This is a genomic window from Sphingosinicella terrae (genome assembly GCF_003347635.1).
Lineage (GTDB): Bacteria > Pseudomonadota > Alphaproteobacteria > Sphingomonadales > Sphingomonadaceae > Allosphingosinicella > Allosphingosinicella terrae.
Genome location: NZ_QDFY01000001.1, coordinates 1 through 13,305, shown reverse-complemented (window position 1 = coordinate 13,305; position 13,305 = coordinate 1). Strand labels below are relative to the sequence as shown.

Genomic DNA, 13,305 nt, shown 5'->3' with positions numbered 1-13,305 from the left:
AGAGGGAGATCAGAACACCGCCCTTGCCGTCGCCTCCTCCAGCATCTGCTGCCTCACCAGGGGGATCGGCGGTCCGCCATAGCTCAGGAAGCCGTCGTGGAAGCTCTTCCACGCCTGGCGGCCGCCGCGGCTGCGGGTCCAGTCCTCGCGCAGGCGGCGGATGAGCAATTTGCCCATCGTGTAGTTGAGATAAGCGGGATCGTAGGTGCCGCGCGCCGCCTGCTGGCGGGCATTGCCTTCGTCCTGATAGCATTGCTCGCGGAACATGACGCGCGACTGCTCGACGCTCATGCCGCCGGTATGGAGACCGATCGCAGACAGGAAGCGGCAGTCGCGCAGCAGGGCGTTGGAGAGCTGGCCGATGCGGATCTCCGGATCGGCCTCGCCGAGCCCGGCCTCGACCATCATCTCCTCGGTATAGTGGGCCCAGCCCTCGGCGAAGGCGTAGCCGACGAACACCCGGCCGAACAGGAAGGTCGAGCGGTTGGCGTGGAGGAAGTTGAGGAAGTGGCCCGGCCATACCTCGTGCACCGAGGTGAAGAGGAGATCGGCCTCGCCCGGGATGAAGCCGGCCTGCACCTCCGGCGACCAGGCGGGATCGGGCGGCGCGATATAATAGACGGAGGGCAGCCCGCGCTCGAAAGGGCCCGGAATGTCGATATAGGCCGAGTTCTGCCGATTGTAGGGCGGCGCCTCCTCGACCTGGGCCTGCTCGGTGCCGGGAATGCTGACCAGGTCGTTGCGCTCGATGAACTGCCTCAGTCCGGCGAGTTGGCGGCGGGCTCCGGCGACCGCTCCGCCCTCGGGCTTGTCGGCACTCATCCGCGCCATGCAGTCGGGCACGTTCGCGCCGGGCGCATAAGCGGCGCAGGCCTCGCGCAGGGCCTGCCGGTTGCGTTCGAGGTCGGCGCGGCCGATCGCCTCCAGCTCGACGAGCGGCAGATCGACCATCTCGGTATCGCGCAGCATCTGGGCGAAGCGCTCGGCCCCGAGCGCGTAATTGTCGGTCGCGCGCGGCCGCTGCGCCTCGAACCAGTCGGCGAGGTCCGCCATCGCCCGGGCCGCCGTCTCCGAGGCCGTGCGCAGCTCCGCCTGGAGCACCGCGTCCTGCACTTCGGCGAAGGCGGCGATGCCGTCGCCGCGATAATATTCGGCGAAGCCGCCGAAGCCGGCCTTGCCGTAATCGATGAAGGTGAGCGGCATCGGCGTGCGCAAATTGGCGCGGATTTCCCCGGCCGCGCGCGGCACGTTCCTCAAATAAGCGAGATAGGCGCGAAGCCGCTGCGCCGGCGGCGCATAAGCGCGCGTGACATAGACCGACGGATCAAGCGAGCCGACATAGTAATCGGGATTGGTCAGGGGCTGCTCGGCGACGCTCTCCCAGAAGAGATCGCCGCGCAGGCTCGCGACCAGATAGTCGCGCTCGAAGCGCTGGGTCGCGGTGAGATCGCCGTCGCCGAACGCCTGGGCGGCGGCGATCGCCGAGTGCAGGAAGGAGACGCGGTTGGCGAGCCCGGTCGGGCTCCAGTCGGGGAGCCGGCCGTCATAATCGTGCCGGCCCTGGCCGACCGCGAAGTCCGGATTGAGGGCGAAATAGCCCTCGATGGTGCGAGTCATGAAGTCGGGCCAGGCAGAGCGCGCCTCGATCGTCTCGAGCGACGGCGTCTCGGTCAGGGTGCAGCCGGCGATCAGGAGGGCGCCGGCCGACAAGGCGGCGAGCAGCGATTTGCGGTTCATTCGATCATCCTTCCCGGCGAGCCCGAAGGGGTTGTGGCATGGGCGAAGCCGCGGTGCCAAGGGGCGGCGAAGCGGTGATCAGCGCCCCCATCCGTCATCCCGTCGAAAGCCGGGATCTCAATGCCTTGTCGGCGACGAGGACGGAAACGAGCTTCGCCAGGATGACGAGAAGGGAGATTTCCTCACGCGCTCGAAAGCCGCGGACCATGAACCGAAGCAGCATCCGGCGGAGCGCGCGGTCCGAACCTGGATGTTTCAGAGTTCATGGGTCCCGACTTTCGTCGGGATGACGGTCGCACGCGTGGCGGAAATTCTCCCTTCCCTCCCCGCTGGGCGCACCAATCTCGCGCCCCCGCGCTGCCCGGCGCCATTTCCTTCCTTTGACGGTCCCGCGCGCGGACGGGACATTGCCGCGCCCCGCGCCGGGACCTAAGTGGCGGGACGATGCCGCCCCGCTCGCCCTTCGCGATTCCCAATTTCCGCTATTATTGGGTCGCCCGGCTGACGACCAATCTCGGCCAGTCGGCGATGCTGCTGATCGTCGGCTGGCAGGTCTACAACATCGCCCGGCTGACGATGAGCCCGGCCGCCTCGGCGGCGCAGATCGGCTTCGTCGGCCTCATCCAATTCTTGCCCCTGTTCCTGCTCACGCCGGTCACCGGCTGGGTCGCCGACCATGTCGACCGCCGCCACATCGCCCGGGTGACGACGCTGCTGCTCGTCCTGTGCGCCGCCATCCTCGCCGGCTTCACCTGGGCCGGGACGATGAGCCTGCCGGTCCTGTTCGTCGTCGCCGGGCTGCTCGGCGTCGCCCGCGCCTTTTCCGGTCCGGCGCTCGGGGCGCTCGCCCCCAATCTCGTGCCGCGCGAGATCCTGCCCAATGCGATCGCCTTGAGCTCCATCTCCTGGCAAGCCGGCATGATCGGCGGCCCGGCGATCGGCGGTTATCTCTACGCCTGGCAGCCGGCATCGGCCTATGGCGCCAGCGTCGGCCTCTTCCTCGTCTCCTTCCTCTGCCTGATGCTGATCGGGCCGGTGCCGCGGCCCGACCGGGACCGAGCCCGCCATCCGATCCGCCAGATGATCGACGGCCTTTCTTATGTCCGCACCAACCGGCTGGTGCTCGGCGCGATCACGCTCGATCTGTTCGCCGTCTTCCTGGCCGGCGCGACCGCCTTGCTGCCCATCTATGCGCGCGACATCCTCGCGGTCGGGCCTGAGGGGCTCGCCCAGCTCGGCGCGGCACCGGCGGCCGGGGCCGCGCTCACCGCTCTCTATTTCTCCTTCCGCCCGCTGCGGACCGAGGTCGGCATGAAGATGCTCGGCGCGGTGATGGTGTTCGGCGGCGCCACCATCGCCTTCGGCCTGTCGCGATGGATGCCGCTGTCGCTGCTCGCTCTGTTCGTCATCGGCAGCGCCGACATGTTCTCCGTCTATGTCCGCCAGTCGCTGATCCAGCTCTACACGCCGGACGCGATGCGCGGACGGGTCGGCGCGGTCTCGCAGCTCACCATCTCCGCCTCCAACGAGCTCGGCGACGCCCAGTCGGGCTTCCTCGCCGCCCTGATCGGACCGGTCGCCGCGGTCGTCGCCGGCGGCGCCGGCGCGATCGCGGTCACCTTGCTCTACGCCGCGCGCTTCCCGGAGCTTCGCCGCGCCCGCAGCTTCGACGCCCCGGCCGAGGAAAGGCCGGCCGCGACATGAGCCGCGCCGCCTCCTTAGTCCCCGGCGAGGCCCGTCCAGGCGACCAGCGCCCAGCGGCAGCCGCGGCGCACCGGGGTCACCCGGTGCAGCGCGCGCGACGGGAAGATCTGCGCGCTGCCGCGCGGCAGGCTCCGCGCGCAGCCGATCCGGTCGGGCACGATCTCGAGATCGCCCCCGTCATGATCCTCGGGCGCCGACAGCTCGATGGACAGCGAGATGCGCCGCGCGTCGATCCGGTCGAGCCCGCTGTCGGTGTGCCAGGCGACGAAATGGCAGCCCTCATCGTAGCGCAGGATCTGGACATCCTCCCGGACCGGGCCGACCGGAAGGCCGAAGGCCTCGGCGCCGCGCGCGAACAGGGCGTCGAGCCGGTCGAACAGCCAGGCCGTCATCGGCTCGCGGCCGACCAGGGCGGTGTTCACGTCGCGCTGCGAGCGATCGAGCGCATAGCCGCCGCCGCCATGTACGGGCGCCGCTACCGCCCCGGCGGCCTCGCCGAGCGCGATGATCCGGTCGCATTCGCCCGGGGTGAACGCATCCGGCCGGGCGAGATAGGTCCGCGAAGCCGCCATATGCTAGGATCGAGCGTGCCCCGGATCGGCGCCCGGCTCAACCTTCGTTCCCGTTCCTCGAAACCTTCCAAGGGAGAGACGCCATGAAAGCCGCCAACATGCTCGAGACGATCGGCCGGACGCCGCATGTCCGGATCAACCGCCTGTTCGGCGACGCCGAGGTCTGGATCAAACAGGAGCGCGCCAATCCCGGCGGTTCGGTCAAGGACCGCATCGCGCAGGCGATGGTCGAGGAGGCCGAGGCGTCGGGCAAGCTCAAGCCCGGCGGCACGATCATCGAGCCGACCAGCGGCAATACCGGCATCGGTCTCGCCATGGTCGCCGCCGTCAAGGGCTACCGGCTCGTCCTGGTCATGCCCGAAAGCATGAGCCTCGAGCGCCGTCGGCTGATGCTCGCTTACGGCGCCAGCTTCGACCTGACCCCGAAGGAGAAGGGGATGAAGGGCGCGATCGAGCGCGCCAAGCAGCTGATCGAGGAGACGCCGGACAGCTGGATGCCGCAGCAGTTCGAGAATCCGGCCAATCTCGAGGTGCACCGCCGCACCACCGCCGCCGAGATCCTCGAGGATTTCCGCGACTCTCCGGTCGACGTGCTGATCACCGGCGTCGGCACCGGCGGCCATATCACCGCCTGCGCCGAGGTGCTGAAGAAAGCCTGGCCGGGCCTTCAGGTGTTCGCGGTCGAGCCGACGCTGTCGCCGGTCATCTCGGGCGGACAGCCGGGGCCGCATCCGATCCAGGGCATCGGCGCCGGCTTCATCCCCGCGATCATGGATACCAGCCTGATCGACGGCACCATCCAAGTCGAGGCCGCCGACGCCAAGGAAATGGCGAAGCGCGCCGCCCGCGAGGAAGGCATGCTGGTCGGGATCAGCTCGGGCGCGACCCTGGCCGCGATCCGGCAGAAGCTGGGCGAGATCGGCGCCGGCAAGCGCGTGCTCGGCTTCAACTACGATACCGGCGAGCGCTATCTTTCGGTGCCCGACTTCCTGCCGGAGCAGTGATCCGCTTGCATTCCCCTGCCCTTCGGGCAAGCTTCGCCCGAACGGCAGGGGATGCCCGATGAAGACCATGATCAAGTGCGCCGTCGCCGCGCTGCTCGCGGCCGCCGCCACCGGCGCCGCCGCGCAGCAGCGCATCGACCGGCCCGGCACGATCGCGCATGCGGCGGCCGACGCCCAATTCCCGGAACGGGTCGGCGAGTTCCGGCGCGGCAACGTCCATCAATATGACGAGGCCGGCCGGGACATCAGCGCGACCTACAATCTGGTCCGGCCGACGGGCCGAATCGTGCTCAGCATCTACATCTATCCGGCGTCGCGGCTCGGCCAGACCGACGGCGCCGAGCAGAGCCGGGTCGCCTTGTGCGGCCGCGAGTTCGACGGCGTGCGCGGCGCGATCGAGGCGCAGAATGCCGGCGCGCTGAAGCTCCATCAGGGGACCGCCCCGCCAGTGGCCGGAATCGAGCCCGGGCTCAGTCATCGCGCCGTCTACCGCTTCACCGCGCCGTTCGACGGCGAGCGCCAGGAGGTGCGCTCCGAGGCCGACCTCTATTGCTTCGTCGGAAGCGACTGGCTGGTCAAATACCGGATCACCGCCCCGGCCGGACTCGATATCGACGCCGACCTCGATCGCTTCATCCGCACCGGCCCCTGGCCGGGCCGCCCGCCGGCCCCGCAGCCGGACGAGATGACGCAGGCGGAAGACGGCACGGAAGCGAGAGCGGGGTAGGCGGCCGCGGAAGGCGGCCGGCCGCGGCTTCGCCCAAGAAGCCCCGCCGTCATCCCAGCGAAAGCTGGAATCTCAATACCTAGCAGGACCATCGACGAGGTGGTCGTGAAGAAGTGAGATCCGGGCCTCCGCCAGGATGACGAAGAGAAGATGGCTTCACCCCCGGAGTGACGATGTGGGCTTCGGCCCCCTCAGCTCGCCGCCATCTCGTAGAGGAAGTCGACATAGCCCATCGTCGCTTCCTTGAGCCCGGCGACGGCGGGGTTGCGGCTCTCGATTAGGAAGAACTCATCGGGAGCGTGGGCGCCGCCGCCATGGCCGAGGCCGAACTGGCCGGCCGGCTTGCGCAGCGGATCGCCGGTGAACAGGAATCCCGGCCAGGAGCCGGCGCTGCGCGGCGACAGCGTCCAGGGAATGTTGGAACGCGTCATCACCGCCTGCTGGGCGCGGATGACGTTGCTGTCCTCGGCCGTCTCGGTCGGATCGTAACCGCCCGACATGCTGACCTCGATATCGCCGAAGCCGTGGGCGGCGAGATGGGCGCGAAGCTTGGGCAGGCAATCCTCGACCGTCATGTTCGGCACCAGCCTGAGGTCGAGCTTGGCGACCGCGCGGGCAGGAAGCACCGTCTTGCCGCCGGGACCGGTATGGCCGGCGACGAGCCCCTCGATATTGACCGTGGGCTGCGACACCAGCCGCTCGAGCGACTCGCGCCACGGCAGGTCGTCGATCCAGCGCTGGACGCCGAGCTGGCGTTTCACCTCCTCCTCCGGGCGGGTGCGGGCCGCCTCGGCGACCAAGGCCCGCTCGCGCTCGGTGAGCGGCCGGACATGCTCGAACCAACCGTCGATGGCGGGGGTGTTGCCCTGATCCCGCACCAGCGAGGTGAGCGCGTGGACGAGATGCCAGACCGGGCTGTCCACCTGCGCCTTCAGGCTGGAATGGACGTCCCGCGCCGGGCCGCGGCCCCAGCGCTCGCCGCTCGCCACCAGCTCGCATTCGATGATGCCCTTGGCGCCGAGGCTGATCGTCACCGCGCCGCTGGCCCCCTGCGAGGCGGAGGGGATGATCACCCCGTCCGCTCGCTCCATCGCCGCCCGCACCTCGGCATCGCGGAAGGCGTTCCGGAAGTTGGGCGAACCGATCTCCTCCTCGCCCTCGGCGAGCAGGACCAGGTTGATCGGAAGCCGCCGGCCCGAGGCGCGGAAGGCGTGGAGCGCGGCGAGGAAGGCGGTCTCCGGCCCCTTCTGGTTGACCGCGCCGCGGCCGCGAATGGCGCTGCCGAGCGCGTGATCGAACATCCGGCCCTCGAGCGGCGGCGACGACCATTCGGCCGGATCGAATTGCTTGACGTCGTACATGAAATAGATGCCGACGGTGCGGCGGGCGCCGGCGTCGAGCACGCCGAACACGGCCGGCACGCCGCCGGTCGCGACCTTGCGGACGCCGGTGAATCCCGCCTCGGTGGCGAGCCGGGCCATGTGATCGGCGCCGGCCTCGATGTTGAGCCCCTCGGCGGCGATGGTCGGCAGGGCGATCCATTCGCGCAGCCGGGCGAGCGTCGCTTCCTGCCCTGTCTCGACGGCGCGCGCGATCGCCTCGCGATCCGAGTCGCGCCGGGACTGGGCGAGCGCCGCGCCGGGGGCGAGCAAGGCGGCCGTGGCGGCGGCCCCCTTGATCAGGCTGCGCCGTTGTGCCGAAAAACCCTCGTCCATCGCGTCCTCCCTATGATTTGGCGGTCAGTAAAGCGCCCGCTCGCGGGCGCGTCCAGCCGGCCCCGGCCGGAACCTCGCTCCTCGCCCCGGCGTTGCGCCCCCGAAACAGTGAGGAGTTCGATCATGGAAGAGCGAGAGACGGACCGGGCGGTCCGGGAGGAGCCGGCTGCGGCGCCGCCGCCGATCCAGCGCGAGACGACGATCATCCAGACCGGCGAGCGGCGCGGCGGCAGCGGCGGCATCCTGGCCCTCGCCGTGGTGCTGGTCATGCTCGCCGTCGTCGCCTTCCTCGTCTTCGGCGGCGGCCTCGAGAAGGCGGCGGACGAGACCGACATCAACGTCAATATCGAGACGCCGGACATCGAGCTGCCCGACGTGGACCTGCCCGCCCCCGCGGAACCGAGCAACGGCGGCTGAACCGCCACGCGCGCGCTCAGCGCGATCCCTGGCCGGTTTCCATGGCGTGCAGCGCCCTCTGGGCCCGCTCGTAGCCGGGCCGCAGCGCGAGCGCGCGGGCAAGCGCCTGGCGCGCGGCTGCGGCATCGCCCATTTCGAGACGGGCTTCGGCAAGGCTCGTCCAGGCGCCCGGCGATCGGGGATAGCTTCGGGTGTTGAGCTCGAAGAAGACGAGCGCCTTGTCCATTTCCCGCTCGGGCAGGTAGCGCATGAAATTGTAGCCGAAGAAGTCCATCGTCCCTTCCGGCGGATGGAAGACGTGGCCGAGCCGTTCCGACAGCCGCTCGAACCGCGCCTCGATCTCGCGAGGCGCCAGATAGAGCTCGTCGAGGGTCATCGCGTGACCGTCGAAGATGGCGGCGAGGCCCTCGTAGAGGCTGATCAATGGCAGGCTGTGATGGGTCTCCCGTGTGCGTTCATGGTGGACGACCCTCAGGCCCGGAACCGGCCGCGCCGAGAGCAACGCCGCCAGCTCTCGCCCGCCGGGTTCCACAGTGATGTAGGGGGTCGGGTAACGCTGCGTCGTCGTCACGATGAAGAGCTGGTCGCCGTCGAAGCGCGGCCGGCCGGCCGCCTCGCGCGCCAGCTCCAGGATCATCGCATCGTCCCACCACAGCGCCCCGTCCATGACGATATGCGCGTCGAACACCTCGGGACGGGTGAGCAGGTTGTGGACCACGGTCAGGCCGGTGAGGGAATAGCCGGCGAGCACCCGATAGTCGCTCGCGGCGAAGTTCCGTTCGACATGGGGGATGAGCTCGCGCTCGACGAATCGCTGGAAGGCCTCGGCGCCGCCGCTCGCCGCCCAATCCTCGGATTCGCGGCCGTTGGGGCCGGTGCGGGAAGCGGTCGGCGTGGAGTCGCGAGCCCGCTGGCTGCTGTTGATGCCGATCACGATCATTTCGGGGATGAGCGGCGTGGCATCGGCGCTGAGCTGCCGGACGGCGCCGGCGAAGGACGGGAAGAACAGGTTGCCGTCGAGGACGTAGAGCACCGGATAGTCGCGATAGCTGTGGCTCGATCCGTAGCTTTCCGGCAGTGCCACCCAGAAGGTCCGCTCCTCGCCGAGTATCTCTGAGCGCAGGCTGTGCTCCTCGCCGATCACGTAGCTCCGCCTCGGCGTCTCGGCCGACAACGAAACGCCGGTCCCGGCGCAAACGAAGAAGCCCAGCAGCAGGACGAACGATCGCATAAGACGCATGCCGCTATTCCCCCGGCCAAATCACCGGCCCTGCATGGCATTCAGCCTTCTCCAAGGCGAGTCTCCTTCCCGCCCTACGACCGTCGGGATCGTTCCGACCGGCCGTAGGGCGAGGAGGATCGCGACCGAGGTCGCCCAGCCTCAGGACACGGCCGGAGCGGCCTTGGTGGGCTGCGCCTCGCGGGCGACGGGCGGCGCGAAGCCGACCAGTCGCGCGCCGTTGCGCTCGGCTGCGCGGCGGGCGACGAGGTAGTTCGCCGCGGGGAGCAGGATCGCCATATAGCCGACGAGCAGGGAGTCCGCGGCGAGCACGATCGCGGCAAGAGCCGGCGGCCGGCCGATGGCGAGGCCGTTGAGCAGGTAGTGAAGGATCATGGTCGGGGCGAGCATTGCCAGGGTGAAGCCGAAGCTCCAGCCAATCTGGCCGCGCATCAGCCGGAACGAGGCCGCCCAGTGAAGGTGCGGCTCGCCGATCGCTGCGCCCGCCTTCCACGGCGCCAGATAGAGCTCGGCCGCCATCGCCACGAGCAGGGCGACGAACCCCGCGAGGAGAAGGGCGCCGCCGGCGGGGACGATCGCGGCGAGCCAGCTCCCCGCCTGGTCCTGGACCAGGGTCATCAGCGCCTGGAAGACCAGGACGAGCGAGAAGAGCGCGATGGCGGTCGGATCCCAGCGCAGCGTCCGCCGGGCGTCGCCTTCGAAGGCGAGGAACCGCATCGCCCAATAGCCGGTGAGGAACAAGGCGGCGACCTTCACGTGGCCGAAGCCCATTCGCGCCGGATGCTCGGCGACCGCCTCGGCCATCGCATAGCTGTCGAACATGCCGGTCCGCCATTCGACGACATGCTGGACCAGTTCCGCGACCACCGGGATGGCGACGATCAGGGGCAGGACGCGCATGAACCGCCCGCTCGTCCGATAGGCTTCAATCATCATCTTCAGCATGGCTCGCTCCTTCCGGGCTTTCGACATATTCGAGCAGGTCGCCGGGCTGGCAGCGCAGGGTCGCGCAGATCGCCTCCAGCGTTGAGAAACGGACCGCCTTGGCCTTGCCGGTCTTGAGGATCGACAGGTTGGCGAGGGTGATTCCGACCCGATCGGCGAGCTCGGTCAGCGTCATCCGCCGATCGTGGAGCAGGTCGTCGAGCTTGACGGCGATGGCCATGTCAGACCGTCCCGGCGAGATCGTCGCGCAGGCGGGCGCCCTGGTCGAAGACCCGGGCGAGCACGAACAGCAGCAGCACCGCGAGCCATCCCGTCACCGAGAAGGTCCAGCCCGACATCACCTCCTCGCGGGCGCCGGGCATCAGCATGACGGCGCCGAAGGCGAGGTCGCACAGCTGGATCCCGAGCAGGCACCAGGCGATCGTCTTCAGCCGCGCGGCATTGGCGGGCACGAACGGATCGCCGGCGGCCACCGTCGCCACCATGTCCCGAAGCCGGGAGAGCAGGACGTGCGCCAGCGGCACCACGAAGGCGACGACCAGCACGACCAGCCGGAAGGTGAGCAGGATGTCGTCGGCGGCCGCCGCGCCCTGCGTCGAGACGACGGCGTCGCGCAGGCCCGGATGGAAGGTCATCGCGCCGAAGAGGGCGATCAGCACGAAACCGCCGATGTTGAGGAAGATGAGCAGGCGCAGGATGGCGTTCGCCGTCCGCATGACGGCGTCGGATCGGACAGGCATTCCGGAACTCCTCCTTATCGAGCTTCAATAGCATCTATATTGTTTTTCGATATAGCACAAGCCGTTTTTCGATAAGACCGCCGTTCCTCCTTAAGCTTGCGTGCGGCGGCGCCCCGCGCCACAGGTCGGGAATGACCGGCGGGCGGGACCAAGAGATCGAATCGGTTACGCTCGCCAAGGCGCGGCGGATCGCCCTGGCGGCGCAGGGCTTCGCCGGCGGAGCCTCCCGACCGCTCGCCATCGTCGGCCGGCTCGGCGTCCTCCAGATCGACAGCGTCAACGTGCTGGCCCGCGCCCATTACCTCCCGGTCTTCTCGCGCACCGGGGGCTATGACCGGGACGCGCTCGACGCCGCCGCATGGGGGTGCGGCCGCCGCCGGCTGTTCGAATATTGGGCGCACGAGGCCTCCCTTCTCCCCGTCGAGCTCCAGCCGCTGCTGCGCTGGCGCATGGCGCGGGCCGAGCGCGGCGAGGGGACGTGGGCCGGCATGCGCGCCTTCGCCGGCGAGCGCCGCCACGAGGCCGAGGCGGTGCTGGAGCGCATCCGCGCCGAAGGCCCGCTCGCCGCCTCCGATTTCGACGAGGGCAAGGGCCGCGGCGGCTGGTGGGAATGGGGCCATACCAAGCGGGTGCTGGAATGGCTGTTCTGGGCCGGCCTGGTGACGACGGCGACGCGGCGTGGCGGCTTCGAGCGGGTATACGACCTTCCCGAGCGCGTGCTGCCCCCAGCGATCCTCGATCTGCCGACGCCGGACGAGAAGGACGCCCAGCGCACCCTGCTCGCCCGCGCCGCCGCCGCGGTCGGCATCGCCACCGCGGGCGACCTGCGCGACTATTTCCGGCTGAAGCCGAACGACGCCCTCCCCCGCATCGACGAGCTGGTCGAGGCGGGGACGATCCGCCCGGTCCGGGTGGACGGCTGGAAGCAGCCCGCCTTCGTCCACGCCCAGGCGAAGCGGCCGCGCCGGCGGCTGCGCACCCAGGCCCTGCTCGCCCCGTTCGATCCCCTGGTCTGGCACCGGCCCCGGCTCGAGCGGCTGTTCGGGGTCCATTACCGGATCGAGATCTACACCCCGGCCGACAAGCGCGTGTTCGGCTATTATGTCCTGCCTTTCCTGATGGACGAGGCCATCGTCGCCCGGGTCGACCTCAAGGCCGACCGGCAGGCGGGATTGCTGCGGGTGCGCGCCGCTCATGCCGAACCGAATGCTCCGGACGAGACCGCGCCGCGGCTGATGGAAGAACTGCGGCGAATGGCCGAGTGGCTCGGCCTCGGGGGCGTCGCGGTCGAGCCGAGCGGTGACCTGGCGCCGGCGCTGTCCCGCTGCGCCGGCTAGAAGCGAGGCCGATCAGGCGACCGCTGGCGAGTTCCCGAGCCGGGTCAGGCCCAATTCGCCACCACTGTCTTCGTCAGCTACGATAAAGAAGGAGATGCATTGGGGCGTCCGCTATCGACCCTGTCTGGACGGCGCTCCGTTAGCAAGTGCCGGTGGCTGTGCTCCACTGCTCCGTTGGGATGCGGCCATGTCTTCGACCTGTTGATGCGGCCTCTCCATGGGCCGCTGGCCATGATGCCTTTTCCGCCGATCCTTGGGTCCCGACCAATTGCACGCGCTCCAGGGCGCCGGGTCGTAGCCGGAAGAAGGCGCCTGCGCGCTCCGAACATCAGGTTTCGCATTCCGGTCCGGACTCTCCACGAACTCCAGGTCGGTCGAAACGGGTCGATTGCCAACGTTGATTGCGGCCGCTGCTCCGCTCCGATAGCTTCGATTCATGACTGCCAAGCTTGGCGAAAACATCCAGCGCGAATGGGATAATGACCCCTTTCCCGGAGAGCTGTGGGACGCGTTGCAACTCCTGAACGAGGACTCAGTCCGTGGGAGAGCGATGCTGGCCGACTTGGGCGGCCGAGGTTCGACATTAGCCATGATGTATCTCGGCCATTCACTCACCACGACCGGTGGCGATGACCGCAACCTCGCTCGTGGCGAAGAATGGCTGGTCAGATCGGCAGACGGGGGGTGCATAGAGGGTCGATTTCAGCGTTTCGCGCACTACGAAAGACAGCAGAAAGGAGAATTGGCTGTCGCTGAGCTGAGAACCTTGGCCGAAGCCGGTTATGTGCCAGCGATGTATTCCCTCGGATCGACGTTTTACCGAGGCAAGCTGGTCACCCAGGATATTCCCCTAGCTGTGAAGTATCTCAACATGGCGAGGGCAGCGGGTCACTTGCCCGCGATGGGATTGCTGGCATGGATAGTTCGGAAGGAGGACTTCGGCCTTTCCGGAAGGATCGCAGCCCATTGGTACTGTCTCGCAAAAATTCCCTCGCTCGCATGGCACCTGGTTCGATATCCGAGCAGTGATCGGCTCCGTGGAATGAAGCTCCCCTGACGTCTGCAAAGGGCGGATAGTGTTGAAAATCTCCTCTTGCTGCGGTGACTCGGCTCTGATTCAATCCTGCTGAGCAAGGCGGGAGGCGAGCCATGATGGGCGAGCGGACG

Annotated in this window: 13 protein-coding genes; 6 read left to right on the top strand and 7 right to left on the bottom strand. The window is 68.8% G+C overall.

All coding sequences use genetic code 11. From position 1 onward, the window contains the following. Window positions 1-9: 9 nt before the first annotated feature. Window positions 10-1,737, bottom strand: a complete 1,728-nt coding sequence (locus DDE10_RS00065) for a DUF885 domain-containing protein (protein WP_114950701.1) — start codon at window positions 1,735-1,737, stop codon at window positions 10-12. A gap of 444 nt (window positions 1,738-2,181) precedes the next feature. On the opposite strand from DDE10_RS00065, the gene DDE10_RS00060 reads away from it, so the two are divergent. Further along, a complete protein-coding gene (locus DDE10_RS00060) occupies window positions 2,182-3,441 on the top strand; it encodes an MFS transporter (RefSeq protein ID WP_114950700.1) in 1,260 nt (419 codons plus the stop codon). Between the two features lie 14 nt (window positions 3,442-3,455). Here DDE10_RS00060 and DDE10_RS00055 read toward each other — a convergent pair whose 3' ends face one another. After that, a complete protein-coding gene (locus DDE10_RS00055) occupies window positions 3,456-4,013 on the bottom strand; it encodes a 2OG-Fe(II) oxygenase (RefSeq protein WP_114950699.1) in 558 nt (185 codons plus the stop codon). Between the two features lie 83 nt (window positions 4,014-4,096). Between DDE10_RS00055 and cysK the strand changes: the two genes are divergently transcribed. Further along, complete coding sequence (gene cysK, locus DDE10_RS00050; protein ID WP_114950698.1) at window positions 4,097-5,017, top strand: cysteine synthase A; 921 nt, start codon at window positions 4,097-4,099, stop codon at window positions 5,015-5,017. A gap of 58 nt (window positions 5,018-5,075) precedes the next feature. After that, window positions 5,076-5,744, top strand: a complete 669-nt coding sequence (locus DDE10_RS00045) for a hypothetical protein (protein WP_114950697.1) — start codon at window positions 5,076-5,078, stop codon at window positions 5,742-5,744. A 191-nt stretch (window positions 5,745-5,935) separates the two neighbouring features. Here the strand turns inward: DDE10_RS00045 and DDE10_RS00040 are convergent, their stop codons facing one another. Beyond that, window positions 5,936-7,459, bottom strand: a complete 1,524-nt coding sequence (locus tag DDE10_RS00040) for a M20/M25/M40 family metallo-hydrolase (protein WP_114950696.1) — start codon at window positions 7,457-7,459, stop codon at window positions 5,936-5,938. Between the two features lie 123 nt (window positions 7,460-7,582). Between DDE10_RS00040 and DDE10_RS00035 the strand changes: the two genes are divergently transcribed. Beyond that, the gene (locus DDE10_RS00035; protein WP_114950695.1) at window positions 7,583-7,876 is read left to right on the top strand and encodes a hypothetical protein; all 294 of its coding nucleotides are present in this window, start codon (window positions 7,583-7,585) and stop codon (window positions 7,874-7,876) included. A gap of 16 nt (window positions 7,877-7,892) precedes the next feature. Here the strand turns inward: DDE10_RS00035 and DDE10_RS00030 are convergent, their stop codons facing one another. The 4 genes from DDE10_RS00030 to DDE10_RS00015 form a co-directional block, all read right to left on the bottom strand. Further along, a complete protein-coding gene (locus tag DDE10_RS00030; RefSeq protein ID WP_114950694.1) occupies window positions 7,893-9,116 on the bottom strand; it encodes an alpha/beta hydrolase in 1,224 nt (407 codons plus the stop codon). Window positions 9,117-9,257: 141 nt separating this feature from the next. After that, window positions 9,258-10,061, bottom strand: coding sequence for a hypothetical protein (locus tag DDE10_RS00025; RefSeq protein ID WP_114950693.1), 804 nt, complete (start codon window positions 10,059-10,061; stop codon window positions 9,258-9,260). Continuing rightward, the gene (locus DDE10_RS00020) at window positions 10,042-10,281 is read right to left on the bottom strand and encodes a helix-turn-helix domain-containing protein (RefSeq protein WP_114950692.1); all 240 of its coding nucleotides are present in this window, start codon (window positions 10,279-10,281) and stop codon (window positions 10,042-10,044) included. Before DDE10_RS00020 ends, DDE10_RS00025 begins: the two co-directional genes overlap by 20 nt. A 1-nt stretch (window position 10,282) precedes the next feature. Beyond that, on the bottom strand, window positions 10,283-10,801 hold the full coding sequence (locus tag DDE10_RS00015; protein ID WP_114950691.1) for a DUF2975 domain-containing protein: 519 nt from the start codon (window positions 10,799-10,801) through the stop codon (window positions 10,283-10,285). A 131-nt stretch (window positions 10,802-10,932) separates the two neighbouring features. Here DDE10_RS00015 and DDE10_RS00010 point away from each other — a divergent pair, with 131 nt between their 5' ends. Both DDE10_RS00010 and DDE10_RS00005 read left to right on the top strand, forming a co-directional pair. Further along, window positions 10,933-12,138 carry a winged helix-turn-helix domain-containing protein gene (locus tag DDE10_RS00010; RefSeq protein ID WP_114950690.1) on the top strand — a complete coding sequence of 402 codons (1,206 nt, stop codon included), beginning with the start codon at window positions 10,933-10,935 and terminating at the stop codon, window positions 12,136-12,138. A 436-nt stretch (window positions 12,139-12,574) separates the two neighbouring features. After that, window positions 12,575-13,195, top strand: a complete 621-nt coding sequence (locus DDE10_RS00005) for a tetratricopeptide repeat protein (protein WP_114950689.1) — start codon at window positions 12,575-12,577, stop codon at window positions 13,193-13,195. Window positions 13,196-13,305 lie beyond the last annotated feature (110 nt).